Source organism: Achromobacter sp. 46006, assembly GCF_059761975.1.
This window is the reverse complement of sequence record NZ_JCBANN010000031.1, coordinates 39,939-62,589: the sequence shown is the minus strand read 5'-3', so window position 1 is coordinate 62,589 and position 22,651 is coordinate 39,939. Positions and strand designations below refer to the sequence as shown.

The following is a 22,651-nucleotide window of genomic DNA, read 5'->3' as shown; positions in this document are numbered from 1 at the left end:
GCCTGCGGCAGCACGATGCGCCGCAGGCGCTGCGCGCGCCGCAGGCCGAGCGCGCGCGCCGCTTCATACTGGCCCGCGTCGACCGACTGGATGCCGCTGCGGAACAGCTCGGCCAGATAGGCGCCGAAATTCAGCGTCAGCCCCAATACACCGGCCACGAAGCCGTTTATCACCACCCCCAGCTCCGGCAGGCCATAGTAGATGTAGAACAATTGCAGCAGCAGCGGCGTGCCGCGGATGATGTCGATGTAGACGCGCGCGGCACGGCTCAGCGCCGGCCGCCGCGACAGGCGGCACAGGCACACGACCAGGCCCAGCGCCACCGCCAGGAAGGCCGAACAGAAGAACAGCGCAAGGGTCCAGACCGTGCCCTCGGCCAGCGGAGTCAGGTACATGCGCAACGTAGCGAGATCCAATTCGGACTCCTTTTCGGTGGCGCAACGCGCCTTATTTGCTCAGCAGGTCGGAGACGCCCCATTTCTGCCCGATTGCGGCGAGCTCGCCGTTACGCTTCATCTCGGCTAGCGCGTCGTTGACGGCGGCCAGAAGGGTCGCGTTGCCCTTCTGCACCGCCATGCCCACCTGCCACTTGCGCTGCGGCTGGTAGCTGGTGTCGAGTTTCACGCCGGGGATGTTCTTGGTCTTGATCTGGTAGATGATGCTGGGCGGGTCGACGATGCCCAGGTCGATGCGGCCGGCGCGCACGTCGGCCAGCAGCGTCGAGTAGTCCTGGTACGTCGACACTTTGGTGCCCGGCATGTCCTTGATCATGTTGAATTGCACCGAGTCCACCAGCACACCGACCTTCTGGCCCTGCATGTCCTCGAACTTGCCATAGCGGCGCTTGGCCTTGTCGCTGACCACGATGCCTTCGCCCCATTCGTAGACCGGCGCCGAGAAATCGATGGCGCGGGCACGTTCCTCGGTGATGAACAACGGCGCCGACATCAGGTCGGCGCGGCCCGAAGTCAGTGTCGGGATCAGGCCGGAGAATGGCACGTCCGCCAGCTTGTCGGTCACGCCCAAATGCTTGGCGACCGCGGCGGCCACGTCCACCATGATGCCTTCGAGCCGGTTCGATTGCGGGTTCTTGAAACCGTGCGGCGGCGCTGACGCAGTGGTCACCACGTTCAGGGTCTTGTCGGCGCGTACCTCGTCGAGCGTACGCGCCACACCGGCGCCGGCATGGGCCAGCAACGCGGCCGATGCCAGGCCGAGCAGGATGGATTTGAGTTTCATGCAATTCCCCTTGTATGAAATGGATGCCGCAATGCGCCGGTTCAGTCCGGACGTCCTTGCGGGTACTGCCGTACCGCCACCGCCGCCAGTGCGCAGAATTCCTGCATGACGGTGGCTGCCAGGAACGCCGTCGCGCCCTGGACGTCCTGTGGCGGCGAGACGGTGTTCACATCGAACGCCACGAAGTTCAGGCCCGCCAACTGGCGCAGCAGGCCCAGCCCTTCCTTGGGCGACAGGCCGCCCCACTCCGGCGTGCAGACGCCCGGCGCGCAGGAAGGATCGAAGATGTCCATGTCAAAGCACAGGTACACCGGCCGCTGGCCGATGCGCTGCTTGATGGCGTCGAGCGCGCCGCGCTGGTCCGCGTCGAACTCATCGAATGGCACGATGGTGTAGCCGACCTCGCGGCCGAATTCCAGCACGCCCGGCATGAACGAGCTGCCCCGCGTGCCAACGTGGAAGCTGCGCCGCACGTCCAGCAACCCTTCCTCGGCGGCGCGCGTGAACGTGGTGGCGGTGTTGTAGCCGGGAATCGGATAGGTGTCGGTGTGCGAATCGAAATGCAGCACCACGAAATCCGGATGGCGTTGCGCCACGGCGCGCAGTTGCGGCAGGGTCACGGCGCCATCGCCGCCCATCGAAATCGGGATCGCGCCGGTATCGAGAATGGCGCCGATGCCGGCCTCGATCAGGGGATAGGAAGCGTCCGGATCCCCCGGATGGCAGGCCACATTGCCGACATCGATCGCGCGCAGGAATTCCGGCGGATTGTCGATGCCATGGCGGCGGAAGATGTCCACCGGCCGCAACAGCCGCGACTGCTCGCGGATGGCGTCCGGCCCCTGGCGCGAACCGACCCGGAAAGGGTGCGTGCCGCAATCGAACGGGATACCCACCACGCAGGCGCGCGCCGCGCCGGTTGCGGCGGCGCGGGCCGCTGGCAGGCCCATGAATCCCGGCACGGGATGAAAACGGACTTCGGCGGACGACGGCACTGCGCGGCTCCTTGGCAACGGCCCGCCGCCAACGGCGGCCATCAGTTTAGATTCAATCAAATCGCTATGCGATACGATCGTGTCAAAACTAGATTACCGCGCACATAGAGGCGCCGCCAATTAGGGTGTTCCCCTGAATTGGCAATGGAATATCCGACAGTGAAAGTAGGAAATAAACGCTTACGGCACCTTGTCGGTGCATCGCCGCCCCGCCGGCGCCTGCCGGGCCACGCGATCGCGCTCAGGCGTCGTCGGCGAGCGGTGTGGCGCGCAGGGCGCCGCCGGGCGGTTCCAGTTCATAGAAGGGGTGCGAGCGCCCCAGGGTGCGCGAAGCACTGATGGCGTGCGCGGTTTCCACCACCTGCGGCCCGAACACGGCTTGCGCCTGCTCGAACGACCAGCGGCTCGACGGCACCGAGACGTTGACCGCCCCCAGCGGCGTGCCGCCGGCATCCAGCACGGCCGCGCTGACGGTGATGTCGCCCGGGTAGAACTCGCCATTCGAACGCGCATAGCCATGGCGGCGCGCGAACTCCACCTCGGCCAGCAGCGCGTCCAGCCCGGTGATGGTGGCGGCGGTATAGGCCTTGCGTTCGCATCGCGTCAGCAGACCGCGTGCCACGTCCGGATCGAGACGCGCCAGCACGGCGCGGCCGGCCGCCGTGCAATACAGCGGCAAGCGCATGCCGACCGGCATGTTGACGAACATTTCCTTGTGGGTCGCGAAGCGCGCCACGTACACCATGTCCAGCCCATCGGGCTCGGCCAGGCTGCAGGTTTCCTGGCAATTGCGGTTGAGCGTGTGCAGGAACGGATTGCCCCCCAACACCAGCGGACTGGTCTGCACATACTTCATGCCCAGTTCCAGCGACCACGGCCCCAGCGAGAACTTCTTGCTGGCGGGGTCCTTGCGCAGGTAACCCAGCGTCCACAGCGTATGGGTGAAACGCTGCACCGAACTCTTGCTCAGCCCGGTGGCTTCGGCCAATTCCGGCAGCGTCATGGCCGGGCGGCCCTCGCTGAAGGCCCGCAACACGGAAACGCCGCGAGCCAGGGCGGCGATGAACAAGGGGGAGTCCTCGGGTCGGGTCTGCGTCATGGCGCGCACTGCGTCCGGTGGAAAAGCGCATAGCGTACCGCATTACGGTTCAACCATATCGCATGATGATCCCACTATCGTCCGCCGCACGGGCCGGAAAACAAAAACGGCCCGCGCGCCGCGGGCCGTCGGTCGTGCTCAGGCCGGCACCCTCAGCGGATCGGCCACGGATACATCGCGCCGCCCTTGCTCCACAGCGCGTTGGTGCCGCGTTGCAGACCGAGCTTGCTGTCCTTGCCGACATTGCGCTCGAACACTTCGCCATAGTTGCCCACGGCCTTGATGGCGTTGTAGGCCCACTTCTCGTCCAGGCCCATGTTCTTGCCGGCGCCCGGCGTCACGCCCAGGATGCGCAGGACGTTGGGGTTGTTGCTCTTGAGCATCTCGTCGACGTTCTTCTGCGTGATGCCGTATTCCTCGGCTTCCAGCAGCGCGAACAGCGTCCAGCGCACGATGCCCAGCCAGTTCTCGTCGCCCTGGCGCACCATGGGGCCGAGCGGCTCCTTGGAAAAGCGTTCCGGCAGGATCTCATAGTCGTCCGGCTTGGCGACCTGGGTGGCGCGCACGGCGGCCAGTTGCGAGGCATCGTCGGTAAAGGCATCGCAACGGCCCGATTCGAAGGCGCGCACGACTTCGGTGACCTTGTCGATCACGACCGGCTTGAATTCGATGTTGTTGGCGCGGAACCAGTCGGCCAGGTTCAGTTCGGTGGTGGTTCCCGGCTGCACGCAGATGGTGGCGCCGTTCAGTTCCTTGGCGCTTTTCACGCCCAGCTTCTTGTTCACCAGGATGCCCTGGCCGTCATAGAAGCTGGCGGCCACGGCCGACAGGCCGAGCGAAGTATCGCGCGTCTGGGTCAGGGTGACGGTGCGCAGCAGCACGTCGACCTCGCCCGATTGCAGCGCGGTGAAGCGTTGCTGGGTGGACAGGGCGGTGCCCTTGAACTTGGTCGCATCGCCGAACACCGCGGCGGCAACGGCGCGGCAGATGTCCACGTCCATGCCTTCCCATTCGCCCTTGCTGTTGGTGGCAGAGAAGCCCGAAACGCCGTCGCTCAGGCCGCACTGCACGAAGCCCTTCTTCTTGACCGCGTCCAGCGTGGGACCGGCCACCGCCGCCTGGGATGCGCACGCCAGGGCAAGCGCGCCGGCCGCAAACGAAATCAACCGCTTCATTGTTGCTTCTCCTGAATTGAATGCCCGCGCCGGCCTGTAGGCCCGCGGCGGCTGAAACCCGGCCCATGCGTTACGGGCCGGCCGCCAGATTACGCGATGTCCACGGCGTGAACAACGCGCGGGGCCCTAGTGGAAACCCGAGTAGAAATTGGCCGCGTCACGCCACCTGAAGTCCGGTGACCGAACTTTATTGACGGGCTTGCGCCACGGCCGGGCGCGACCCGCGTGCCATACTTTTTTTGCGTCCGTTCCGCTGGACGGCGCGATCAACAATCCACAGAAAAGCTGGCCGCGCCACAACAACAACCCCCGGGGACGCGCGCCGGCCAACGGCCGACTCATGGAGGAGACAAGTCCATGGCACTTGCAAGAAAACCGCAGCGCCGCAGCCCCGCGGCAAACCCTCGCCGCCACGCCCTCAAGACCCTGTTGTGCACCGCCCTGGCCGCCTGCGGCCTGGCTGCCGCACCGGCCCACGCCGACGACTGGCCCAGCAAGCCGATCAAGGTCATCGTGCCATACACGCCGGGCGGATCCACCGACACCGTCACCCGCATCGTGATGGACAAACTCGGCCCGCGCCTGAAGCAGACCATCATCGTCGAGAACCGTCCGGGCGCCAACAGCAGCGTCGGCGCGGCGATCGCCGCCAAGGCCGATCCGGACGGCTACACCTTCCTGTCCGTGCTGCCGGCCTACATCATCAATTTCCACCTCTACAAACTGGGCTACAAGCCCGGCGACCTGACGCCAGTGGCGCAGATGGCGGACCTGCCCCTGTTCCTGTTCGTGGCCCAGGACGTCCCCGTCAACAGCGTGGCCGAACTGGTGGAATACGCCCGCAAGCATCCCGACAGGCTCACCTATGCCTCCAGCGGCAACGGCTCCAGCGCCCACCTGACCGGCGCCGATTTCGCGCTGCGCAACAAGATCACCATGACGCACGTGGCCTACAAGGGCAGCGCGCCGATCCTCACCGACCTGCTGGGCGGCCGGGTGTCGATGGTGTTCGACCCGATCCTGGTGCCGATGCAATACGTGAAGCAGAACCGCCTGAAGGCGCTGGGCTTCACCGGCAAGCAGCGCTGGCCGACCGAACCATCGGTTCCCACCATGGAAGAGGCGGGCATGCCGGGCTTCGTCACCGGCTCGTGGGCCGGCCTGATGGCGCCGGCCAATACGCCCCGGCCGATCATCGAACGCATGGCGCGAGAGATCAGCGAAATCGTGCAGGAACCGGACGTGCGCCAGAAATTCCTGGACGCCGGGTTCCTGCCGGCCAGCGGCACCCCGGCGCAATTCGCCGAACTGATGAAGCAGGATTCGGCGCGCTACGCCGAGATCATCAAGCAGGCCCGCATCACGGTGAATTGAGCAACACGGGGCGCACGCCCGGCGCGCGCCCCACTGGAAACCAGGACGATGATCGACAAGTTTCTCGACACCCCCGCCGCCGCCGTGGCCGACATCCACGACGGCGCCACCGTGCTGGTCAGCGGCTTCGGCGGCGCCGGCATGCCCACCGAACTGCTGCACGCCCTGATCGAGCAGGGCGCGCGCGAACTCACCGTGGTCAGCAACAACGCCGGCAATCACGAAACCGGCCTGGCCGCCCTGATCAAGGCCGGCCGCGTGCGCAAGGTGATCTGCTCGTTTCCCAAGGCCTCGCATTCGTGGGTCTTCGACGACCTGTACCGGCGCGGCGGCATCGAACTCGAATGCGTGCCGCAGGGCACCATCGCCGAACGGCTGCGCGCCGCCGGCGCCGGCCTGGGCGGCTTCTTCACCCCCACGGCCTATGGCACCGAACTGGCCGCCGGCAAGGAAACCCGCATCATCGACGGCCGCGGCCATGTGTTCGAGACGCCGCTGCACGGCGACTTCGCGCTGGTCAAGGCCGACCTGGCCGACCGCTGGGGCAATCTCACCTACCGCAAGAGCGCCCGCAACTTCGGCCCCATCATGTGCATGGCCGCGAAAACCACCATCGTGCAGGTGCGCGCCAAGGTGGCGCTGGGCGAGCTGTCGCCCGAGGCGGTGGTGACGCCGGGCATCTTCGTCAAGCGCGTCACCCAGGTGGCCCACTCCGCGTTCTCCAGTTGAAGGATTTTCCATGCCCACCCCCCTGAACCGCGAAGCCATGGCGCGGCGCCTGGCGCAAGACATTCCCGACGGCAGCTACGTCAACCTGGGCATCGGCATGCCAGTGCTGGTGGCCGCGCACCTGCCCGCCGGCCGCGAGATCGTGCTGCACAGCGAAAACGGTATTCTCGGCATGGGCCCGCCGCCGGCCGAGGACGACATCGACCTGGACCTGATCAACGCCGGCAAGCAGCCGGTGACGCTGCTCGAAGGCGGCGCCTACTTCCACCACGCCGATTCCTTCGCCATGATGCGCGGCGGCCACCTGGACATCTGCGTCATGGGCGGCATGCAGGTCGCGGCCAACGGCGACCTGGCCAACTGGTCGCTCAACAAGCCCGGCGAGGCGCCGGCCGTGGGCGGCGCCATGGACCTGGCGGTGGGCGCGCGCAGCGTCTACATCCTGATGGAACACAACAGCAAGGACGGCTCGCCCAAGATCGTCGAGCGCTGCACCTACCCATTGACCGGCGCCGGCGTGGTCGACCGCATCTACACCGACCTGGCCGTGATCGACGTCACGCCCGACGGCCTGTGGGTCCGCGATATGATCGACGGCATGACATTGACAGCGCTGCAGGCGCGCACCGGCGCCCCGCTGCGCGCAGGCTGATGCTGCCCAACCTTCCCCCGCCCGGCTACGCCGCGCCCCTCGCCCCCGAAGACCATCCCGACCAATTGCGCGGCGATCCCGACTACATGCTGACGCTGGCGCGCGGCCTGCACGTGATCCGCGCCTTCGGCACGCGCCGCCATCCGCAGACGGCGGCCGAGCTGGCGCGCCGTGCCGGCCTGCCGCGCGCCGTGGTGCAGCGCTGCCTGCACACGCTGATCCTGCTCGGCATCGCCGAACAGCACGGCCGCCAGTACATCCTGACCCCGCGCATCCTGGGCCTGGGCTACGCCTACTTCTCGTCCACGCCGTTCGTGTCGCTGGCGCAGCCGGTGCTGGAGGAACTGAGCGCCACCGTCAACGAGACCTGCGCGCTGGCCATCATGGAAGGGCACGAGATGCTGTACCTGGCGCGCTCGGAAGTGAACCGGCTGCTGGCCACCTCGATGGGGCTGGGCAGCCGGCTGCCGGCCTACTGCACCTCGATCGGCCGCGTGCTGCTGGCGCAGTTGTCCGAGCCGGCGCTTGCACGCTACTTTGCCGCCATCGAACTTCAACCCTACACCGAGTTCACCATCACCACCGAGGCGCGGCTGCGGGCCGAGCTGGCGCGCATCCGCGAGCAGGACTACGCGGTGGTCGACCAGGAACTGGAATTGAATGTGCGCGCCATCTCGGTGCCGGTGCGCTCGGCCAGCGGCAAGGCCTGCGGCGCCGTCAACGTCAGCGTCAAGGCGGCGCGGGTGCCGCTGGAGCGATTGACGGGGGAATTCCTGGCGCCGATGCGCCAGGCGGTGGCCAGGATCGGGGAATTCCTGGCGGCATGAGCGGCCGCCCCCCCTACAGGCCGGTGGTGTCGAGCGTGAACGCGGCGGCGGCGCGGCCGATGCGGTCGTTGACCGCGTGCCAAGCATCATCGGCCGGCGGCGCCTGCACGATGATGCGCGCGAAGCCCTGGCCATCCAGGTCGCGCAGCAAGGCGTACAGCGCCTGGGCGTAGCGCGCCGGATCGGCCGGCACCTGCTGCCACTGGATGCGCGCATCGACGGCCGCCGGCGGCGGCGTGTACGCCACCACCACGACCTTGCCCGGCGGCAGGCCGCGGCCTTGCAACACGGCCTGCAGACGGGCATCGGACGCCAGTTCCAGCGCGGTGCGCGGCGCATAGTGCGCCTTGAGCGTGCCCGAGGCGCGCGGCGCGGCGGCGTCGGGCGCGAACACCTGCACGCCCAGCACGGCCTCGATCTGCGCGGCGCTGATGTGGCCGGGGCGCAGCAGCACCGGGCCGGCGCCGCGATCCAGCCGCGACAGGTCCAGGATGGTCGATTCGATGCCGACCTCGGAGGCGCCGCCTTCCAGCACCGGCATGCCGGCCGCGACCTCGTCGGGAAATTCGCTGCGGACGTGGTCGGCGCGGGTGGGAGACACCTGGCCGAACTTGTTGGCCGACGGCGCGGCCACCCCGCCCTGCCCGTTCGGCTTGCCTGCCGCGAACGCCGCCAGCAGCGCCTGCGCCACCGGATGCGAGGGACAGCGGATGCCGATGCTGTCCTGGCCGCCGCTGACCGTGTCGGCGATGTGCTGCGCGCGCTTGAGGATCAGCGTCAGCGGACCGGGCCAGAAGGCGTCGATCAGCAGGCGCGCCTCGGGCGGCACCTCGGCCGCCCAGTACGACAGATCGCCCTGCGGCGCGATGTGCACGATCACAGGGTGGTTCGACGGCCGGCCCTTGGCGGCGTAGATCCTGCCCACGGCCTGCGGGTTTTCGGCGTCCGCGCCCAGGCCGTAGACGGTCTCGGTCGGAAACGCGACCAGCTCGCCGGCCAAGAGGCGGCGGGCGGCGGCGGCGATGTCTGCGGCGCTGGCGGAGTCGGGCGAAGCGGACATGGGGTTACTCGGGCGCCTGCATGCCCAGCGCGGCGGAGACACGCGCCGCGTCGGCCTGGGCCTGCTGCAGCGTCGGCGCGACAATGGTGACGTGGCCCATCTTGCGGCCGCGGCGCGCCTCGCGCTTGCCGTACAGGTGCAGCTTGGCCGTGGGCACCGCCAGCGCGGCGGCCCAGTCGGGCTCGCGCTGCGCGTCGCCGGTGGCCGACGGATACCAGATGTCGCCCAGGATGTTCAGCATCACCGCCGGCGCCAGCAGGTCGGTAGCGCCCAGCGGCAGGCCGGCCATGACGCGCGCCTGCTGCTCGAACTGGCTGGTGACGCAGGCGTCCATGGTGTAGTGGCCGCTGTTGTGCGGCCGCGGCGCGATCTCGTTGACGATCAGGCTGCCATCCTTGAGCACGAAGAATTCCACGCACAACACGCCGTGGTAGCCCAGGCCCTGGGCGATGGCCTGCGCGGCCGCGGTGGCCTGCGCCTGGCGTTCGGCGTGGGCGGCGTCGAGCTTGACCGGCGCCGCCGTCGATACGGCCAGGATGCCGTCGCGATGCACGTTGCGCGCCACCGGGAACACCACGCTGGCGCCGTCGAAACCGCGCGCGATCACGACCGAGATTTCGTAGTCCAGCGGCATCAGCGCTTCCAGCACGCAGGCCACGCCGCCGAACTCCGCGAACGCGGCCAGCGCGGCTTCGCGCGTGTCGATGCGGGCCTGGCCCTTGCCGTCGTAACCCAGGCGCGCCACCTTGAGGATGCCGGGGAACAGGCTGTCGGGCGCGGCGCGCAGGTCGGCCTCGCCGCGGATGGCGGCGTGCGGCGCGACCGCAATGCCCTGGCTGGCGATGAAGGCCTTCTCGGCGATGCGGTCCTGCACGATGGCGACCGCGTCAGCGGCCGGGCTGACGCGGCAGCGCGCCGCCAGCGCGCGCAGGCTGTCGGCCGGCACGTTCTCGAATTCGGTGGTGACGGCCTGACAGGTCTGCGCCAGGCGCGCCAGGCCGTCTTCGTCGTCATAGGCGGCCTGGATGTGCAGGTCCGCCACCATGCCGGCGGGGCATTCGGCGGCCGGGTCCAGCACCGCGACCTTGTAGCCCAGGCTTTGCGCCGCGTGGCAGAACATGCGGCCCAGTTGGCCGCCGCCCAGCAGGCCGAGCCAGCCGCCGGGGGCAATGGTGAAAGCGGTCGATTGCGTCATGGGGATCAGGCCTCGGGCGGAACCTTCATGTCGCGCGCGGCCTGCGTCTGGCGCGCGCGGAATGCCACCAGCTTCTTGTGCAGGCCGGCATCGGTGCCCGCCAGCGTGGCGATCAGGTGCAGCGCGGCGTTGGCGGCGCCGGCCTCGCCGATGGCGAAGGTGGCCACCGGCACGCCCTTGGGCATCTGCACGATCGACAGCAGCGAATCCTCGCCGCGCAGGTACTTGGACGGCACCGGCACGCCGAACACCGGCACTTCGGTCAGGGCCGCCATCATGCCCGGCAGGTGGGCCGCGCCGCCGGCGCCGGCGATGATGCCGCGCAAGCCGCGTTGATAGGCCGCGGCGCCATATTCGGCCATGTCCTGCGGCATGCGGTGCGCGGAAATCACGCGCGCCTCATAGGGCACGCCGAAGTCTTCGAGCATGGTGACGGCGTGCTTCATGACCTCCCAATCGCTGGAGGAACCCATGATCACGCCCACCACGGGGGGGGCCTCTGCCGCTGCGGAAGTCTTGGCTGTCATAACCGATGTCGAGTAGTTGGAGGGCCGCGGCGGTACCGCGAAACCCGCTATTTTACCCGGCGTCGGCGGCAGGCCTACGGCACGCTGCCCGAATCCAGCCAGAGATAGGTGGTGGGGTTGTCCGGGCAAGGCCCGAAGCCGCATTGCAGCGTGGTGCTGCCCAGATTGGCCAGCACCAGGATGAAAAACAGGGCCATGACCACTATGCCCAGCAGCGACACCGGCCGCTTGAGCATGTTGTCGCCCCATTTGCGGTCCACCGACAGCATCAGCACGCAAAACGCGATCAGGCCGCAGAAGGCGATGAAGGCCCAGGTATAGAAGTGCAGCCCCAGGAACGGCATGCCATAGCCAGGGTCGCCCGGAGCGATGTGCAGCAGTACCTGGCGGCCCGATGCCACCATGCCCCCGAGCGAGGCGGCGATGGTCATGGCATAGTGCATCGGCGAAGGCCCCAGCCGCAGGTTCAGCAGCAAGCCCACGCCCGCCAGCATGAAGGCTACCCGTTGCAGCAGGCACAACGGGCAGGGCAATTCGTCATAGGCGAACTGCCACACAAACGCCATGCCCAGGATGGCGGTCACGCCCAGCAGGGCCAGGGCATTGAGCACGCGCGAGCCGCGCGCCGGATTACGGGAAAAGATCATCGCGGCGCATCCTACAGCGACAGCGCCAGCGGGCTGTTCATGTGGAACTGGCACCAGGCGGCGAACACCAGCAGGGTGATCAGCCAGAAGGCGACGCAGGCGCGGCGCTTGCCCAGCATGCCGAACCACACGGCGACCAGTCCGGTCAGGAATGGCAACATCATGATCATGCGCAGCTCCTTTCTACATCCGGTGGGCGATGCGCCCAGGCGGCGGCTGCGGGCCGCGTCCGGCAAGTTGGCAGAAGGGAAGCCGCCGGGGACGCCGGCTTCCTGTTGCAGGTGCCGGCGAGTATAGCGTAACAATACGCAATAATTTTTACCAAAAAACAGGGATTACCCTGACCGCCCTGGCGCTCCGGGTAAAAAAAAACCGCCCGACGGAGCGGGCGGCTTCTTACGGCGGCGTCTCAGGCCACCAGGCGGTCGAGCGCTTCGCGGTATTTCGCCGCGGTCTTTTCCAGCACGTCCTTGGGCAGGCGCGGCGCCGGCGGGGTCTTGTCCCAGGTCTGGGTTTCGAGCCAGTCGCGCACGAACTGCTTGTCGAACGAAGGCGGGCTGATGCCCACGCGGTAGCCGTCGGCCGGCCAGAAGCGCGAGGAATCCGGCGTCAGCACTTCGTCCATCAGGTACAGCGTGCCGTCGTCGTCCAGGCCGAACTCGAACTTGGTGTCGGCGATGATGATGCCCTTGGTGGCGGCGAATTTGGCCGCTTCGGTGTACAGCTTGAGCGTGACGTCGCGGATGCGCTCGGCCATTTCCTGGCCGACTTCCTTGACCACGTGGGCGAAGTCGACGTTTTCGTCGTGCATGCCGAACTCGGCCTTGGCGGCGGGCGTGAAGATCGGCTCGGGCAGTTGGCTGGCCTGCTGCAGGCCGGCGGGCAGCTTGATGCCGCAGACGGCGCCGGTGGCCTGGTAGTCCTTCCAGCCGGAACCGATCAGGTAGCCGCGGGCCACCGCTTCCACCAGGATCGGCTTGAGGCGCTTGACCACCACGGCGCGGCCGCGCACCTGGTCGACTTCGTCGGGCGCGACCACGTCTTCGGGCTTGATGCCGGTGGAGTGGTTCGGCAGGATGTGGGCCAGCTTCTGCAGCCAGAACTCGGTCAGTTCGGTCAGCACCTGCCCCTTGCCGGGGATGGGATCGTCGAGGATGACGTCGAACGCAGAGATGCGGTCCGACGCGACGATCAGCAACTTGTCGTCGCCCACCGCGTACATGTCGCGGACCTTACCGCGGCCCAGCAGCGGCAAGGACTTGATGCTGGATTGATGCAAAGCAGAAGTCACGGAAAAATGGCCTATGGCAAAAATGGGGGTCGCGCAAAGCGCATAGGTTACTGCAAATAGCCCCTTCTTGCCGCGCGGCGGGCCCCGGGTTAGTCTGGCCGGATTCCAAGAAAATGCGCCGGCCGCGCATCGCGTCACGGCGCCCCCCTTACCCCTGGAGGAGACACAGTCGTATGCAGGATGCAACCCAGAAACGCCCGGCCCATGCCGACGCGCAGGTCCACCTGACCGGTGGCTGCCAATGCGGCGCGGTGCGCTACGCGGTCACCGACGAACCCATCATGGCGGCCACCTGTCATTGCCGCGATTGCCAGTATTCCAGCGGCGGCGCGCCGGCCCACGCGCTGATCCTGCCAGCCGGCTCGGTCACCCTGCTGCGCGGCCAGGCGCGCGAACACCGTTACCAGGGCGACTCCGGCCACACCGTCATGCGCAGCTTCTGCGCGGACTGTGGCACGCCGCTGTTCGGCGGCTCGGAAGGCATGGCCTACGAGGTGGTGCGGGCCGGCTCGCTCGACGACCCCGAGGCCTTCCACACCCGCGTCAGCCTGTGGACCGACTCGGCGCCGTCCTGGCACCACGTCGACAAGACCGTGCCGAACTTCCCCCGCAACGCCCCGCCCGCCTGAGGCGGGCACGACGCGCACGAAAAAAAGGCGGGCCCGCGAGGGCCCGCCTTTTCGCTGCCCGCCTCCCGGGGGAGGCGGCCGGCGGCTTACTGCACCACCTGCGCCAGCTTGCCCGAGGCGTACTGAGCGGCGATTTCGGTCAGCGGCAGCGCCTTGATCTTGCTGGCGTTGCCGGCGGTGCCGAACTCGGTGTAGCGAGCCACACAGATCGCCTTGGCGGCGGCGCGGGCCGGCTTCAGGTATTCGCGGGGGTCGAACTTCTCGGGGTTCTCGGCGAAGAAGCGGCGGATGGCGCCGGTCATGGCCAGGCGGATATCGGTGTCGATATTGATCTTGCGCACGCCGTACTTGATGGCTTCCTGGATTTCCTCGACCGGCACGCCGTAGGTTTCCTTCATGTTGCCGCCGAATTCACGGATCTCGGCCAGAAGTTCCTGCGGCACGCTGGAGCTGCCGTGCATCACCAGGTGGGTGTTGGGCAGGCGGGCGTGGATTTCCTTGATGCGGGCGATCGACAGGATGTCGCCAGTGGGCTTGCGCGTGAACTTGTAGGCGCCGTGGCTGGTGCCGATGGCGATGGCCAGGGCGTCCAACTGGGTGCGGCGCACGAAGTCGGCGGCCTGCTCGGGGTCGGTCAGCAACTGATCCATGGTCAGCTTGCCGTCGGCGCCATGGCCGTCTTCCTTGTCGCCTTCCATGGTTTCGAGCGAGCCCAGGCAGCCCAGTTCGCCTTCGACCGTCACGCCCAGCTTGTGGGCCACGTCCACCACCTTCTTGGTGACTTCGACGTTGTAGTCGTAGTCGGCGATGGTCTTGCCATCTTCCTTCAGCGAGCCGTCCATCATGACGCTGGAGAAGCCCAGGTCGATGGCGCCCTGGCAGACCTTGGGCGACTGGCCGTGATCCTGGTGCATGACCACGGGGATATGCGGGTAGGACTCCACGGCGGCCTGGATCAGGTGCTTCAGGAAGCCTTCGCCGGCGTACTTGCGGGCGCCGGCCGAGGCTTGCATGATCACCGGGCTGTCGGTCTCCGCCGCGGCTTCCATGATGGCCTGGACCTGTTCCAGGTTATTGACGTTGAATGCCGGGATGCCGTAGCCATGCTCGGCGGCGTGGTCGAGCAACTGGCGCATGGAGACTAGGGCCATGTGTGGTCCTCCTTAGGTACTGTCGATTGAAAGATGGTTGAAATCGAGCGGGATGATGGGATTTTACGGGGGATTCGAAGAAAGGTCTTGAAACGGCCGGTATCCCTATCCGCCAGGACTAAACCAATGGCCGCAACCGCGCGCGGGCCGCTTGCGCCATCCGGCTGGAATCGGCCCGGGACGCGGCCAGGCAGCCCCGCTCAGGGCCGTCCCGCGTGCGGCACGTCCACCTCGGTCACCAGGATCCGCCCTTCCGGCTTGGCGCGGCGGTTGGCCTCGATGAAATCGGGCGCGGCCGCCATGAACAGTGTCTTGCCGTCCGGCCCGCCCAGGGCGGCGGCGAAGATGCCCAGCTCGCCGGTATCGATCTGTTCCAGGATGCGGCCGCCGCGCGCCAGCCGCACGATGCGCTTGCCGATGGCGTCGGCCACCCACAGCGCGCCCTCGGCGTCCAGCGCGCCGCCGTCCGGCCCGATGGCCGACGCCGCGATCAGCGCGGACAGGTCATCCGACTCAGGCAAGGCGCCGAAGTGGGCCCAGTCGCGCCGCGGCCCCAGGGCGCCGTCCGCCAGGATGTCGAATTCCGAGATCCGGTTGCCGAAGGTCTCGTTGACGATCAGGGTCTTGCCGTCCGGCGTGATGAAGGAGCCGTTGGGGAACCACAATCCGTCCGCCACCACCTGCGCCACTCCGTCCGGGTCCACCCGCACCAGGGTGGTGGTGGCGAAGGGCGCGCCGGCCATCAGGTCGAAACCGAAATTGCCGACGTAGGCGCGGCCCTGCTCGTCAACCACCAGGTCATTGATTGGACCGCCGGTCAGGGCCGACAGGTCGCAATGCGTGACCAGCCGGCCGTCCGACTCGCGCCGCAGCAGCCTGCGATCCTTCATGGACGCGATCAGCAGGCGCCCATCGGGCAGCCAGCCCAGGCCGGACGGCTGCTCCAGAACGCGGCAGATGACCTCGACCCGGCCTTGCAGGTCGACGGCGATTACCTTGCCCGTATAGAAATCCGAGGCCCACAGGCGCCCTTCGTGCCAGCGCAGGCCTTCCAGGTAGGTATACCCCGAGGCCAGTACGGACAATTTGCGTTGCGGCATGGCGGTGTCTCCCACGGCGTTGTCTCCTTGTGGCGGCGGGCCTGGTCGGCCCTGTTGGGTGCTGCGTCCGGCTGCGCCGGGCGGGCCGGACCAGGCCATTTTGTCATGACGCCGGCCCGGCGGCAGTCGGGGTTGACCCGTCCCCAACCTGACAACCAACTGTCAGGTTCGCGGCGTTAACATCGCGCCCCAAGGGTTAACCCGCGCCGCGCCGGGTCCCCTCCGGCATATCCGTCATTGGACCGATTCGCCCCGCCCCATGCCGGCGGGTATGGCCTGTCCGGCCGACCGACCAGGTCCCTGTTTTCCGTTTTTGAAGATGAATACTAAGAAGCTGACGCGTTACATCGGCATCGCCATGGTGCTGGGCGTCGTGGTGGGCTATTTCTGCAACAAGTACGCGCAGAATGCGCAAGAGGCCAAGGACATCGCCTCGTACTTCAGCCTCATCACCGACATCTTCCTGCGCATGATCAAGATGATCATCGCGCCCCTGGTATTCGCCACCCTGGTGTCCGGCCTGGCCAGCATGAGCGATGCCAGCGCAGTCGGCCGCATCGGCCTGCGCGCCATGTTCTGGTTCATCGCCGCCTCGGCCATCTCGCTGCTGCTGGGCCTGGCGCTGGTCAACCTCTTCCAGCCGGGTGCGCACCTGAACCTGGCGCTGCCTGACGTCGGCGCCAGCGCCGGCCTGAAAACCGGCGACTTCACCCTCAAGGCCTTCATCGCGCACGTGTTCCCCAAGAGCATCGCCGAGGCCATGGCCAACAACGAGATCCTGCAGATCCTGGTGTTCTCGCTGTTCTTCGGCGCGGCGCTGTCGTTCATCCGCGGCAAGGGCCACAACACCATCTACAACATGATCGACGAGTTGGCCAAGATCATGTTCCGCGTCACCGACTACGTGATGCGCTTCGCGCCGCTGGGCGTGTTCGCCGCCATGGCCGCCGCCATCACCACCGAGGGCCTGGGCGTGCTGGTCAGCTACGGCAAGCTGATCGGCGAGTTCTACCTGGGCCTGGCGCTGCTGTGGGCCATCCTGTTCGGCGTCGGCTACCTGTTCCTGGGCAAGTCCACTTTCCGCCTGGGCGGCCTGATCAAGGAACCTACCCTGCTGGCCTTCTCGACCGCCAGCAGCGAATCGGCCTATCCCAAGACCATCGAGGCGCTGGAGCGTTTCGGCGTGTCCAAGCGCATCTCGGGCTTCGTGCTGCCGCTGGGCTACTCGTTCAACCTGGACGGCTCGATGATGTACCAGTCGTTCGCGGTGCTGTTCATCGCGCAGGCCTACAACATCCAGATGAGCTTCTCGCAGCAGTTGACGCTGCTGCTGGTGCTGATGGTGACCAGCAAGGGCATGGCCGGCGTGGCGCGCGCCTCGCTGGTGGTGGTGGCGGCGACGTTGCCGATGTTCCACCTGCCCGAGGCCGGCCTGCTGCTGATCATGGGCATCGACCAGTTCTTCGACATGGGCCGCACCGCCACCAACGTGGTCGGCAACAGCCTTGCCACCGCGGTCATCGCCAAGATGGAAGGCAAGGAAGAGGACCTGGCGGCCGATGCCGGGGCCTGCGCCGCAACCGCGCAACCGGCCCGCGCGGCCACGCGCGAGGCCTGAACACGACCGATCGCGCGCGAGCCCCGCCCGCGATCAGTCGTTGACCGAGCACGACACGGGCGTGCCGTCCTCGAATTCCACGTCGTAGGTGTGCTCCGGGTCCCACGGTAGCGTAAACCACAGTTCGTAGCCGTCGCCATCCTCATCGAACAGCCACAGCGCGCGCAGCACGGCTTTCTCGGCCATGGCCTCGGCGCTTTCCTCGCGCAGCAACTGGTCGTCCTCGATGCCGAGCTTCTTGTAGTGCTCGTACGAGTAGTTGTCGAGCAGGAAGTCGGCGGCGGCCAGGATCTGCTCATCGAGATTGTCGATGATGGCCTTGACCACCTTGGACGCCGCCCCGGCCGGCTCTTCGCCGTCGGTCTGGACCATGACGTGGATCGGCGGACGGCCCTCGCCCACCGGCACGTTTTCCGCGGCCCAGAGATCGGGTTCTTCAGGGTCCTGGGTGAAATTGAATCGTGCCATCGTGCGCTCCGGAAAAATAAGGGAGACGGGCCGCGCAAGCCGCGGCCACCTCGTCATCACCCATTTAACCAGATGCGCGTGTCCGCCGCTTATCCGGCGACAAGCGGCGGACACGTTTCCGCGGCGCAGCGGCGGCGGGCTGCAGGCCGGCATGGCGCCCGCCGCCCGGCCCTGCGTGTCAGGCCGCCACCAGGCCGCGCGCCTGGACAGCCGGCGCCAGCGCCCGAGCGGTCGGATAATGGGTCGAAAACACCAGCCGGCCGGCGCTCCAGGTGTAGCCGACCAGCGGCAACGCGCCGACCTGCGCCACCGCCACCAGATCGGCGCGCAGGCCCGCCGCGATGCGGCCGCGATCCGACAGGCCGCAGGCGTCGGCCGGATTGGCCGTGACCAGCGCCATCGCCTGCGGCAGCGTCAGCTCGGTCTGCGCCGCCGCCGCGAAAGCCGCGGCGATCAGCGTGGATGGCTGGTAGTCCGAGCACAGGCAGCTCGCCACGCCGGCGCGGATCGCGTCGATGGCGCGCATCGAGCCGCTCTGGCTCTTGCCGCGCAGCACGTTGGGCGCGCCCAGGATGGTGGGCAGGCCGCAGGAGACGGCGGCGCGGGCGGTGTCCAGGGTGATCGGGAATTCGCTCATCGCCACGCCCAGGTTGCGCATGGTGGCGATGCGATGGATCGAATCGTCGTCATGGCTGGCGGTCGGGATGCCCAGGCCGCGCGCATGCGCCAGCAGGGTCTCGACACGCTGCACCGCGCCGTCCTTGGCGCGGGTCTTGGCGTGCGCGGTCGCTTCGGCCTGCTCGCGGCTCATGGCGTGGTTGCCGATCATGTACTGCAGGTACGACTCCAGCGTCTTGAACTGGCCCTGGCCGGGCGAGTGGTCCATCACCGACAACAGATCCACCGCGCCCTCGTCCATCAACTGCCGCAGCACCGGCGCCGAGGTCGCGTCGGTGACTTCATAGCGGCAATGCACGCGGTTGTCGACCAGGCTGTGCGGGCGGAAGGCGCGCACGCCGCGCACCACCTGGGCGGCGGTCTCGTTGTTGCGCACGCCCCATTCGCTGTTGGCGAACGACAGCGCGTGGTAGGGCGTGGTGATGCCGGCCGCCGCGTTGCGGCGGTCCACCTGCGCCACCGCGAAGTCCAGCGGAAACAGCACCTTCGAGCGCGGCTCGGCTTCCTTCTCGATGGCGTCGCAATGCAGGTCGATCAGGCCCGGCACCAGCGTCAGGCCGCGCAGGTCGAGCTCGCGCGCGGCGCGGGCGCCGTCGGGCGCGACGGCCGCGATGACACCGTCCTCGATCAGGACGGCGCCGTCTTCCAGCACGCGGTCCGGCAGCACGACGCGGGCGTGGGTCAGGTAGGTGCTGGTCATGCTCACTCCAGTTCGACGGCGGCCTGCGCGGGGCGCAGGGGCAGGATTCGGGACGCCACGGCGTCGCGCACTTCGGCGTCGTGGAAAATGCCCAGCAGACAGCGGCCGGCGGCGCGCGCTTCGCGGATCAGTTCCACCACCACGGCGCGGTTGTCCGGGTCCAGCGAGGCAGTCGGTTCGTCCAGCAGCAGGATGGGATGCTGGGCGATGAAGCCGCGGGCGATGTTGACGCGCTGCTGTTCGCCGCCCGAGAAGGTGGCGGGCGCCAGTCCCCACAGGCGCTGCGGCACGTTCAGGCGCCGCAGCATGGCGCCGGCGCGCTCGCGCGCCTCGCCCGGCTCGACGCCGGCCACGCGCAGCGGCTCGGCCACCACGTCCAGCGCCGACACGCGCGGGATCACCCGCAGGAACTGGCTGACGTAGCCGATGACGTCGCGCCGCAGCGCCAGGATGCGCTGCTCGGGCGCGCCGACCAGTTCGACCCAGTCATCGCCGGCGCGCACGCGGATGCTGCCTTCGGTGGCCAGGTAATTGCCGTACAGGCAGCGCAGCAAGGTGCTCTTGCCGGTGCCCGAGGGGCCGGCCAGCACCAGGCAGTCGCCGGCGGCGGCGTCGAAATCGACCGCCTCCAGCACCGGCAGGCGGATGCCGCCCTGGTTGTGCAGGGTGAACATCTTTCCGAGGCCCCGCACCTCGATCATGGGTTTCGCGACAGTCATGGTCAGCTCTGCAAAATGGAAGACACCAGCAACTGGGTATAGGGATGCTGCGGATCGTCGAGGATCTGGTCGGTCAGGCCGCTTTCGACCACCTCGCCGCCGCGCATCACCAGGGTGCGGTGCGCCAGCAGGCGCGCCACCGCCAGGTCGTGGGTGACGACGATGGCTGCCAGGCCCAGGTCGGTCACCAGTTGGCGCAGCAGGTCCAGCAGGCGGGCCTGCACCGACACATCCAGCGACGCTGTCGGCTCGTCCATGAACACCAGGCGCGGATGGGTCACCAGGTTGCGGGCGATCTGCAGGCGCTGCTGCATGCCGCCGGAGAACGAGGCCGGCGCATCGTCCAGGCGGCCGGCGTCGATCTCCATCTTTTGCAGCCAGTTGCCCGCGGCCTGGCGCAACTCTGCGTAGTGGCGCTCGCCCACCGCCATCAGGCGCTCGGCGATGTTGGCGCCGGCGCTGACCTGCATGCGCAGGCCGTCGCGGGCGTTCTGGCGCACAAAGCCCCAGTCGGTGCGGGCCAGCAGCCGCAGGCGCGCGCCGGACAGCGCGGCCAGGTCGGTGAAACCCTGGTCGCGGGTGTCGTACCAGACGCTGCCGGCGTCGGGCGCGGTCTGGTACGACACGGCCGACAGCAGCGTGCTCTTGCCGGAACCGGACTCGCCCACCACGCACAGCACTTCGCCGGGAAAGAGGTCGAAACTGACGTTGCGGCAACCGTGCACGCCGTCCCAGGTGCGCGTCATGCCGCGCACGGAAAGCAAGGGTTGGGCGTTCATGCGGTGGCTCCCTTTTCGGCTTGCGCGGCCTGGCGGTCGTTGCAGTATTCGGTATCGGAGCAGACGAAGCGGCGCGTGCCGGCATCGTCCAGGATGATCTCGTCGAGGAAGCTGTCGCGCGAGCCGCACAGGTCGCAGCATTCCGACCACTTCTCCACAGTGAAGGGATGGTCCTCGAAGTCCAGGCTCTTGACCCGGGTGTAAGGCGGCACGGCGTAGACCCGCTTCTCGCGGCCGGCGCCGAACAGCATCAGCGCCGGGCTGTTGTCCAGCTTGGGGTTGTCGAACTTCGGGATCGGCGACGGCCGCATCATGTAGCGGTCGTTGACGATCACGGGATAGTCGTAGGTGGTGGCGATGTGACCATGCTGGGCGATGTCCTCGTACAGTTTGACGTGCATGCCGCCATATTCGGCCAGCGCGTGCATGGTGCGGGTCTCGGTCTCGCTCGGCTCGAGCCAGCGCAGCGGCTCGGGGATCGGCACCTGGAACACCATGATCTGGTCGGCCCGCAGCGGCGTTTCCGGAATGCGGTGGCGCGTCTGCACGATGCTGGCGTCGCGGGTCGATTCGGTGGTGGCCACGCCGCTCACGCGGCCGAAGAAGCGGCGGATGCTGATGGCGTTAGTGGTGTCGTCCGAGCCCTGGTCGATCACCTTGAGCACATCGCCCGGGCCGATGATCGACGCGGTCACCTGGATGCCGCCCGTGCCCCAGCCATAGGGCAGCGGCATCTCTCGGCTGCCGAACGGCACCTGGTAGCCGGGAATCGCCACCGCCTTGAGCAATGCGCGTCGCAGCATGCGCTTGGTGGACTCGTCGAGGTAGGCGTAGTTGTAGTGCTCGTCGCGTTCGACCGCGGCGCCGGGGGTGGGGGAAGTCTTCATGGAGCAACGGCCTCATCCAGATGGCGGGGGTTCTCGGGGGCTGGCGCGGCGCGCTCGGCGCGCAGGCGGCGCAGCAGTTCCAGGTTGGCCTGGAAGTCCACGTAGTGCGGCAGCTTCAAGTGCTGCACGAAACCGGAGGCCTCGACGTTGTCGCTGTGGTACAGCACGAACTCGTGGTCGTTGGCAGGCGAGTCGGCGCGTTCGCCGAGTTCCCGCGCCTTCAGGGCACGATCCACCAGCGCCATCGACATGGCCTTGCGCTCGCCGTAGCCGAACGTCAGGCCATAGCCGCGGGTGAACTTGGGGCCTTCCTCGGCGTTGCCGGCGAACTGGCTCACCATCTGGCATTCGGTGATCTCGATCTCGCCCACCGTGACGGCGAAACCCAGTTCCTCGATGTGCATCTCGACTTCCACGAAGCCGTAGCGGATCTCGGCGGCGAACGGGTGCGTGTTGCCGTAGCCGCGCTGCGTCGAATAGCCCATCGACAAGAGGAAACCCTCGTCGGCGCGCGCCAGGTTCTGCAGGCGGGCGGCGCGCGAGGCAGGAAAGTCCAGCGGCTGGCGCGTCAGGTCGAACGGCTCGGGATCGCCCTCGGGCACCGCCTCGGCGTCGATCAGGTCGTCGTGCGCCAGCAGGTCGGTAACGCGCGGCATGGCGCTGTCCAGCGGCTCGTTGCCCGCCGGCAGGGCGTCGGCCTCGCGCCCGGCTTCCAGCGAGAAGTCCAGCAGGCGCTGGGTGTAGTCATAGGTCGGCCCGAGGATCTGGCCGCCGGGCACGTCCTTGAAAGTCGACGAGATGCGGCGCTGCAGGCGCATCTCGCCGGTGTCGATTGGCTGGGTGTAGCCATAGCGCGACAGCGTGGTGCGATAGGCGCGCAGCAGGAACACCGCCTCGATCACGTCGCCGGCGGCCTGCTTGAGCGCCAGTGCCGCCAGTTGCGGATCGTAGAGCGAGCCTTCGGCCATCACGCGCGACACCGCCAGCGGCATCTGTTCGCGGATCTGCTCCAGGCTCAGTTCGGGCAGGGCCCGGTCGCCGCGCCGATAGTCGTCCAGCATGCGGTAGGAATTGAGGATGGCGCGCTCGCCCCCTTTGACGGCCACGTACAT

25 protein-coding genes are annotated in these 22,651 nt (G+C 67.9%); 6 read left to right on the top strand and 19 right to left on the bottom strand.

Features of this window, described 5'->3' with window-relative positions; genetic code table 11:
- The 5 genes from AC6LKG_RS16115 to AC6LKG_RS16095 form a co-directional block, all read right to left on the bottom strand.
- The coding region (locus tag AC6LKG_RS16115) for an amino acid ABC transporter permease (protein ID WP_498165794.1) at positions 1–416 on the bottom strand (416 nt) is incomplete at its 3' end.
- Positions 417–447: 31 nt separating this feature from the next.
- The gene (locus AC6LKG_RS16110; RefSeq protein ID WP_498165792.1) at positions 448–1,239 is read right to left on the bottom strand and encodes an ABC transporter substrate-binding protein; all 792 of its coding nucleotides are present in this window, start codon (positions 1,237–1,239) and stop codon (positions 448–450) included.
- A 41-nt stretch (positions 1,240–1,280) separates the two neighbouring features.
- Positions 1,281–2,189 (bottom strand): arginase family protein, encoded by a 909-nt coding sequence (locus AC6LKG_RS16105; protein WP_498165798.1) that lies wholly within the window; start codon positions 2,187–2,189, stop codon positions 1,281–1,283.
- A 286-nt stretch (positions 2,190–2,475) separates the two neighbouring features.
- Entirely contained in the window at positions 2,476–3,333 is an 858-nt protein-coding gene (locus AC6LKG_RS16100; protein ID WP_498165791.1) for an IclR family transcriptional regulator, read from the bottom strand.
- 152 nt (positions 3,334–3,485) lie between these two features.
- Entirely contained in the window at positions 3,486–4,508 is a 1,023-nt protein-coding gene (locus AC6LKG_RS16095) for an amino acid ABC transporter substrate-binding protein (RefSeq protein WP_498165789.1), read from the bottom strand.
- A gap of 357 nt (positions 4,509–4,865) precedes the next feature.
- Between AC6LKG_RS16095 and AC6LKG_RS16090 the strand changes: the two genes are divergently transcribed.
- From AC6LKG_RS16090 to AC6LKG_RS16075, 4 genes are read left to right on the top strand one after another with little or no spacing between them, the layout of a single operon-like run.
- Entirely contained in the window at positions 4,866–5,882 is a 1,017-nt protein-coding gene (locus AC6LKG_RS16090) for a Bug family tripartite tricarboxylate transporter substrate binding protein (protein ID WP_498165788.1), read from the top strand.
- Between the two features lie 48 nt (positions 5,883–5,930).
- The gene (locus AC6LKG_RS16085) at positions 5,931–6,611 is read left to right on the top strand and encodes a 3-oxoacid CoA-transferase subunit A (protein ID WP_498165786.1); all 681 of its coding nucleotides are present in this window, start codon (positions 5,931–5,933) and stop codon (positions 6,609–6,611) included.
- A gap of 10 nt (positions 6,612–6,621) precedes the next feature.
- Positions 6,622–7,263, top strand: coding sequence for a 3-oxoacid CoA-transferase subunit B (locus AC6LKG_RS16080; protein ID WP_498165784.1), 642 nt, complete (start codon positions 6,622–6,624; stop codon positions 7,261–7,263).
- Positions 7,263–8,090: an IclR family transcriptional regulator domain-containing protein gene (locus AC6LKG_RS16075; protein WP_006385550.1), complete on the top strand. Its 828-nt coding sequence runs from the start codon at positions 7,263–7,265 to the stop codon at positions 8,088–8,090. Before AC6LKG_RS16080 ends, AC6LKG_RS16075 begins: the two co-directional genes overlap by 1 nt.
- 13 nt (positions 8,091–8,103) lie before the next feature.
- Here the strand turns inward: AC6LKG_RS16075 and AC6LKG_RS16070 are convergent, their stop codons facing one another.
- From AC6LKG_RS16070 to AC6LKG_RS16045, 6 genes are all read right to left on the bottom strand, one after another.
- Entirely contained in the window at positions 8,104–9,150 is a 1,047-nt protein-coding gene (locus AC6LKG_RS16070; protein ID WP_498165782.1) for an L-threonylcarbamoyladenylate synthase, read from the bottom strand.
- Between the two features lie 4 nt (positions 9,151–9,154).
- The gene (locus tag AC6LKG_RS16065) at positions 9,155–10,345 is read right to left on the bottom strand and encodes a 5-(carboxyamino)imidazole ribonucleotide synthase (protein WP_498165780.1); all 1,191 of its coding nucleotides are present in this window, start codon (positions 10,343–10,345) and stop codon (positions 9,155–9,157) included.
- A 5-nt stretch (positions 10,346–10,350) separates the two neighbouring features.
- Positions 10,351–10,872, bottom strand: coding sequence for a 5-(carboxyamino)imidazole ribonucleotide mutase (gene purE / locus AC6LKG_RS16060; RefSeq protein WP_498165778.1), 522 nt, complete (start codon positions 10,870–10,872; stop codon positions 10,351–10,353).
- 74 nt (positions 10,873–10,946) lie between these two features.
- Positions 10,947–11,519, bottom strand: a complete 573-nt coding sequence (locus tag AC6LKG_RS16055; protein WP_498165776.1) for a disulfide bond formation protein B — start codon at positions 11,517–11,519, stop codon at positions 10,947–10,949.
- Between the two features lie 11 nt (positions 11,520–11,530).
- Positions 11,531–11,689, bottom strand: a complete 159-nt coding sequence (locus AC6LKG_RS16050; RefSeq protein ID WP_498165774.1) for a DUF5993 family protein — start codon at positions 11,687–11,689, stop codon at positions 11,531–11,533.
- A gap of 239 nt (positions 11,690–11,928) precedes the next feature.
- Positions 11,929–12,810, bottom strand: a complete 882-nt coding sequence (locus tag AC6LKG_RS16045; protein WP_498165773.1) for a phosphoribosylaminoimidazolesuccinocarboxamide synthase — start codon at positions 12,808–12,810, stop codon at positions 11,929–11,931.
- Positions 12,811–12,983: 173 nt separating this feature from the next.
- On the opposite strand from AC6LKG_RS16045, the gene AC6LKG_RS16040 reads away from it, so the two are divergent.
- On the top strand, positions 12,984–13,439 hold the full coding sequence (locus tag AC6LKG_RS16040) for a GFA family protein (RefSeq protein ID WP_498165772.1): 456 nt from the start codon (positions 12,984–12,986) through the stop codon (positions 13,437–13,439).
- Between the two features lie 86 nt (positions 13,440–13,525).
- Here the strand turns inward: AC6LKG_RS16040 and fba are convergent, their stop codons facing one another.
- Both fba and AC6LKG_RS16030 read right to left on the bottom strand, forming a co-directional pair.
- A complete protein-coding gene (gene fba / locus AC6LKG_RS16035) occupies positions 13,526–14,590 on the bottom strand; it encodes a class II fructose-bisphosphate aldolase (RefSeq protein WP_049075489.1) in 1,065 nt (354 codons plus the stop codon).
- A 200-nt stretch (positions 14,591–14,790) separates the two neighbouring features.
- Positions 14,791–15,690, bottom strand: a complete 900-nt coding sequence (locus AC6LKG_RS16030; RefSeq protein ID WP_498165771.1) for an SMP-30/gluconolactonase/LRE family protein — start codon at positions 15,688–15,690, stop codon at positions 14,791–14,793.
- Between the two features lie 319 nt (positions 15,691–16,009).
- Here AC6LKG_RS16030 and AC6LKG_RS16025 point away from each other — a divergent pair, with 319 nt between their 5' ends.
- Positions 16,010–17,308, top strand: a complete 1,299-nt coding sequence (locus tag AC6LKG_RS16025) for a dicarboxylate/amino acid:cation symporter (RefSeq protein ID WP_498165770.1) — start codon at positions 16,010–16,012, stop codon at positions 17,306–17,308.
- 33 nt (positions 17,309–17,341) lie between these two features.
- Here AC6LKG_RS16025 and AC6LKG_RS16020 read toward each other — a convergent pair whose 3' ends face one another.
- From AC6LKG_RS16020 to AC6LKG_RS15995, 6 genes are all read right to left on the bottom strand, one after another.
- On the bottom strand, positions 17,342–17,776 hold the full coding sequence (locus tag AC6LKG_RS16020; protein WP_498165769.1) for a hypothetical protein: 435 nt from the start codon (positions 17,774–17,776) through the stop codon (positions 17,342–17,344).
- A 178-nt stretch (positions 17,777–17,954) separates the two neighbouring features.
- The gene (locus tag AC6LKG_RS16015; RefSeq protein ID WP_498165768.1) at positions 17,955–19,154 is read right to left on the bottom strand and encodes an alpha-D-ribose 1-methylphosphonate 5-triphosphate diphosphatase; all 1,200 of its coding nucleotides are present in this window, start codon (positions 19,152–19,154) and stop codon (positions 17,955–17,957) included.
- Between the two features lie 2 nt (positions 19,155–19,156).
- Positions 19,157–19,873: a phosphonate C-P lyase system protein PhnL gene (gene phnL, locus AC6LKG_RS16010; protein ID WP_498165767.1), complete on the bottom strand. Its 717-nt coding sequence runs from the start codon at positions 19,871–19,873 to the stop codon at positions 19,157–19,159.
- Between the two features lie 2 nt (positions 19,874–19,875).
- Positions 19,876–20,652: a phosphonate C-P lyase system protein PhnK gene (gene phnK, locus AC6LKG_RS16005; RefSeq protein WP_498165765.1), complete on the bottom strand. Its 777-nt coding sequence runs from the start codon at positions 20,650–20,652 to the stop codon at positions 19,876–19,878.
- Positions 20,649–21,539: an alpha-D-ribose 1-methylphosphonate 5-phosphate C-P-lyase PhnJ gene (locus tag AC6LKG_RS16000; protein ID WP_498165763.1), complete on the bottom strand. Its 891-nt coding sequence runs from the start codon at positions 21,537–21,539 to the stop codon at positions 20,649–20,651. Before AC6LKG_RS16000 ends, phnK begins: the two co-directional genes overlap by 4 nt.
- The gene (locus AC6LKG_RS15995; protein WP_498165761.1) at positions 21,536–22,651 is read right to left on the bottom strand and encodes a carbon-phosphorus lyase complex subunit; all 1,116 of its coding nucleotides are present in this window, start codon (positions 22,649–22,651) and stop codon (positions 21,536–21,538) included. Before AC6LKG_RS15995 ends, AC6LKG_RS16000 begins: the two co-directional genes overlap by 4 nt.

Coding starts and splice junctions, on each gene's coding strand:
- AC6LKG_RS16110 (WP_498165792.1), bottom strand. CDS start 1,239: ATGAAACTCAAATCCATCCTGCTCGGCCTGGCATCGGCCGCGTTGCTG.
- AC6LKG_RS16105 (WP_498165798.1), bottom strand. CDS start 2,189: ATGGGCCTGCCAGCGGCCCGCGCCGCCGCAACCGGCGCGGCGCGCGCC.
- AC6LKG_RS16100 (WP_498165791.1), bottom strand. CDS start 3,333: ATGACGCAGACCCGACCCGAGGACTCCCCCTTGTTCATCGCCGCCCTG.
- AC6LKG_RS16095 (WP_498165789.1), bottom strand. CDS start 4,508: ATGAAGCGGTTGATTTCGTTTGCGGCCGGCGCGCTTGCCCTGGCGTGC.
- AC6LKG_RS16090 (WP_498165788.1), top strand. CDS start 4,866: ATGGCACTTGCAAGAAAACCGCAGCGCCGCAGCCCCGCGGCAAACCCT.
- AC6LKG_RS16085 (WP_498165786.1), top strand. CDS start 5,931: ATGATCGACAAGTTTCTCGACACCCCCGCCGCCGCCGTGGCCGACATC.
- AC6LKG_RS16080 (WP_498165784.1), top strand. CDS start 6,622: ATGCCCACCCCCCTGAACCGCGAAGCCATGGCGCGGCGCCTGGCGCAA.
- AC6LKG_RS16075 (WP_006385550.1), top strand. CDS start 7,263: ATGCTGCCCAACCTTCCCCCGCCCGGCTACGCCGCGCCCCTCGCCCCC.
- AC6LKG_RS16070 (WP_498165782.1), bottom strand. CDS start 9,150: ATGTCCGCTTCGCCCGACTCCGCCAGCGCCGCAGACATCGCCGCCGCC.
- AC6LKG_RS16065 (WP_498165780.1), bottom strand. CDS start 10,345: ATGACGCAATCGACCGCTTTCACCATTGCCCCCGGCGGCTGGCTCGGC.
- purE (WP_498165778.1), bottom strand. CDS start 10,872: ATGACAGCCAAGACTTCCGCAGCGGCAGAGGCCCCCCCCGTGGTGGGC.
- AC6LKG_RS16055 (WP_498165776.1), bottom strand. CDS start 11,519: ATGATCTTTTCCCGTAATCCGGCGCGCGGCTCGCGCGTGCTCAATGCC.
- AC6LKG_RS16050 (WP_498165774.1), bottom strand. CDS start 11,689: ATGATCATGATGTTGCCATTCCTGACCGGACTGGTCGCCGTGTGGTTC.
- AC6LKG_RS16040 (WP_498165772.1), top strand. CDS start 12,984: ATGCAGGATGCAACCCAGAAACGCCCGGCCCATGCCGACGCGCAGGTC.
- fba (WP_049075489.1), bottom strand. CDS start 14,590: ATGGCCCTAGTCTCCATGCGCCAGTTGCTCGACCACGCCGCCGAGCAT.
- AC6LKG_RS16030 (WP_498165771.1), bottom strand. CDS start 15,690: ATGCCGCAACGCAAATTGTCCGTACTGGCCTCGGGGTATACCTACCTG.
- AC6LKG_RS16025 (WP_498165770.1), top strand. CDS start 16,010: ATGAATACTAAGAAGCTGACGCGTTACATCGGCATCGCCATGGTGCTG.
- AC6LKG_RS16020 (WP_498165769.1), bottom strand. CDS start 17,776: ATGGCACGATTCAATTTCACCCAGGACCCTGAAGAACCCGATCTCTGG.
- AC6LKG_RS16015 (WP_498165768.1), bottom strand. CDS start 19,154: ATGACCAGCACCTACCTGACCCACGCCCGCGTCGTGCTGCCGGACCGC.
- phnL (WP_498165767.1), bottom strand. CDS start 19,873: ATGACTGTCGCGAAACCCATGATCGAGGTGCGGGGCCTCGGAAAGATG.
- phnK (WP_498165765.1), bottom strand. CDS start 20,652: ATGAACGCCCAACCCTTGCTTTCCGTGCGCGGCATGACGCGCACCTGG.
- AC6LKG_RS16000 (WP_498165763.1), bottom strand. CDS start 21,539: ATGAAGACTTCCCCCACCCCCGGCGCCGCGGTCGAACGCGACGAGCAC.
- AC6LKG_RS15995 (WP_498165761.1), bottom strand. CDS start 22,651: ATGTACGTGGCCGTCAAAGGGGGCGAGCGCGCCATCCTCAATTCCTAC.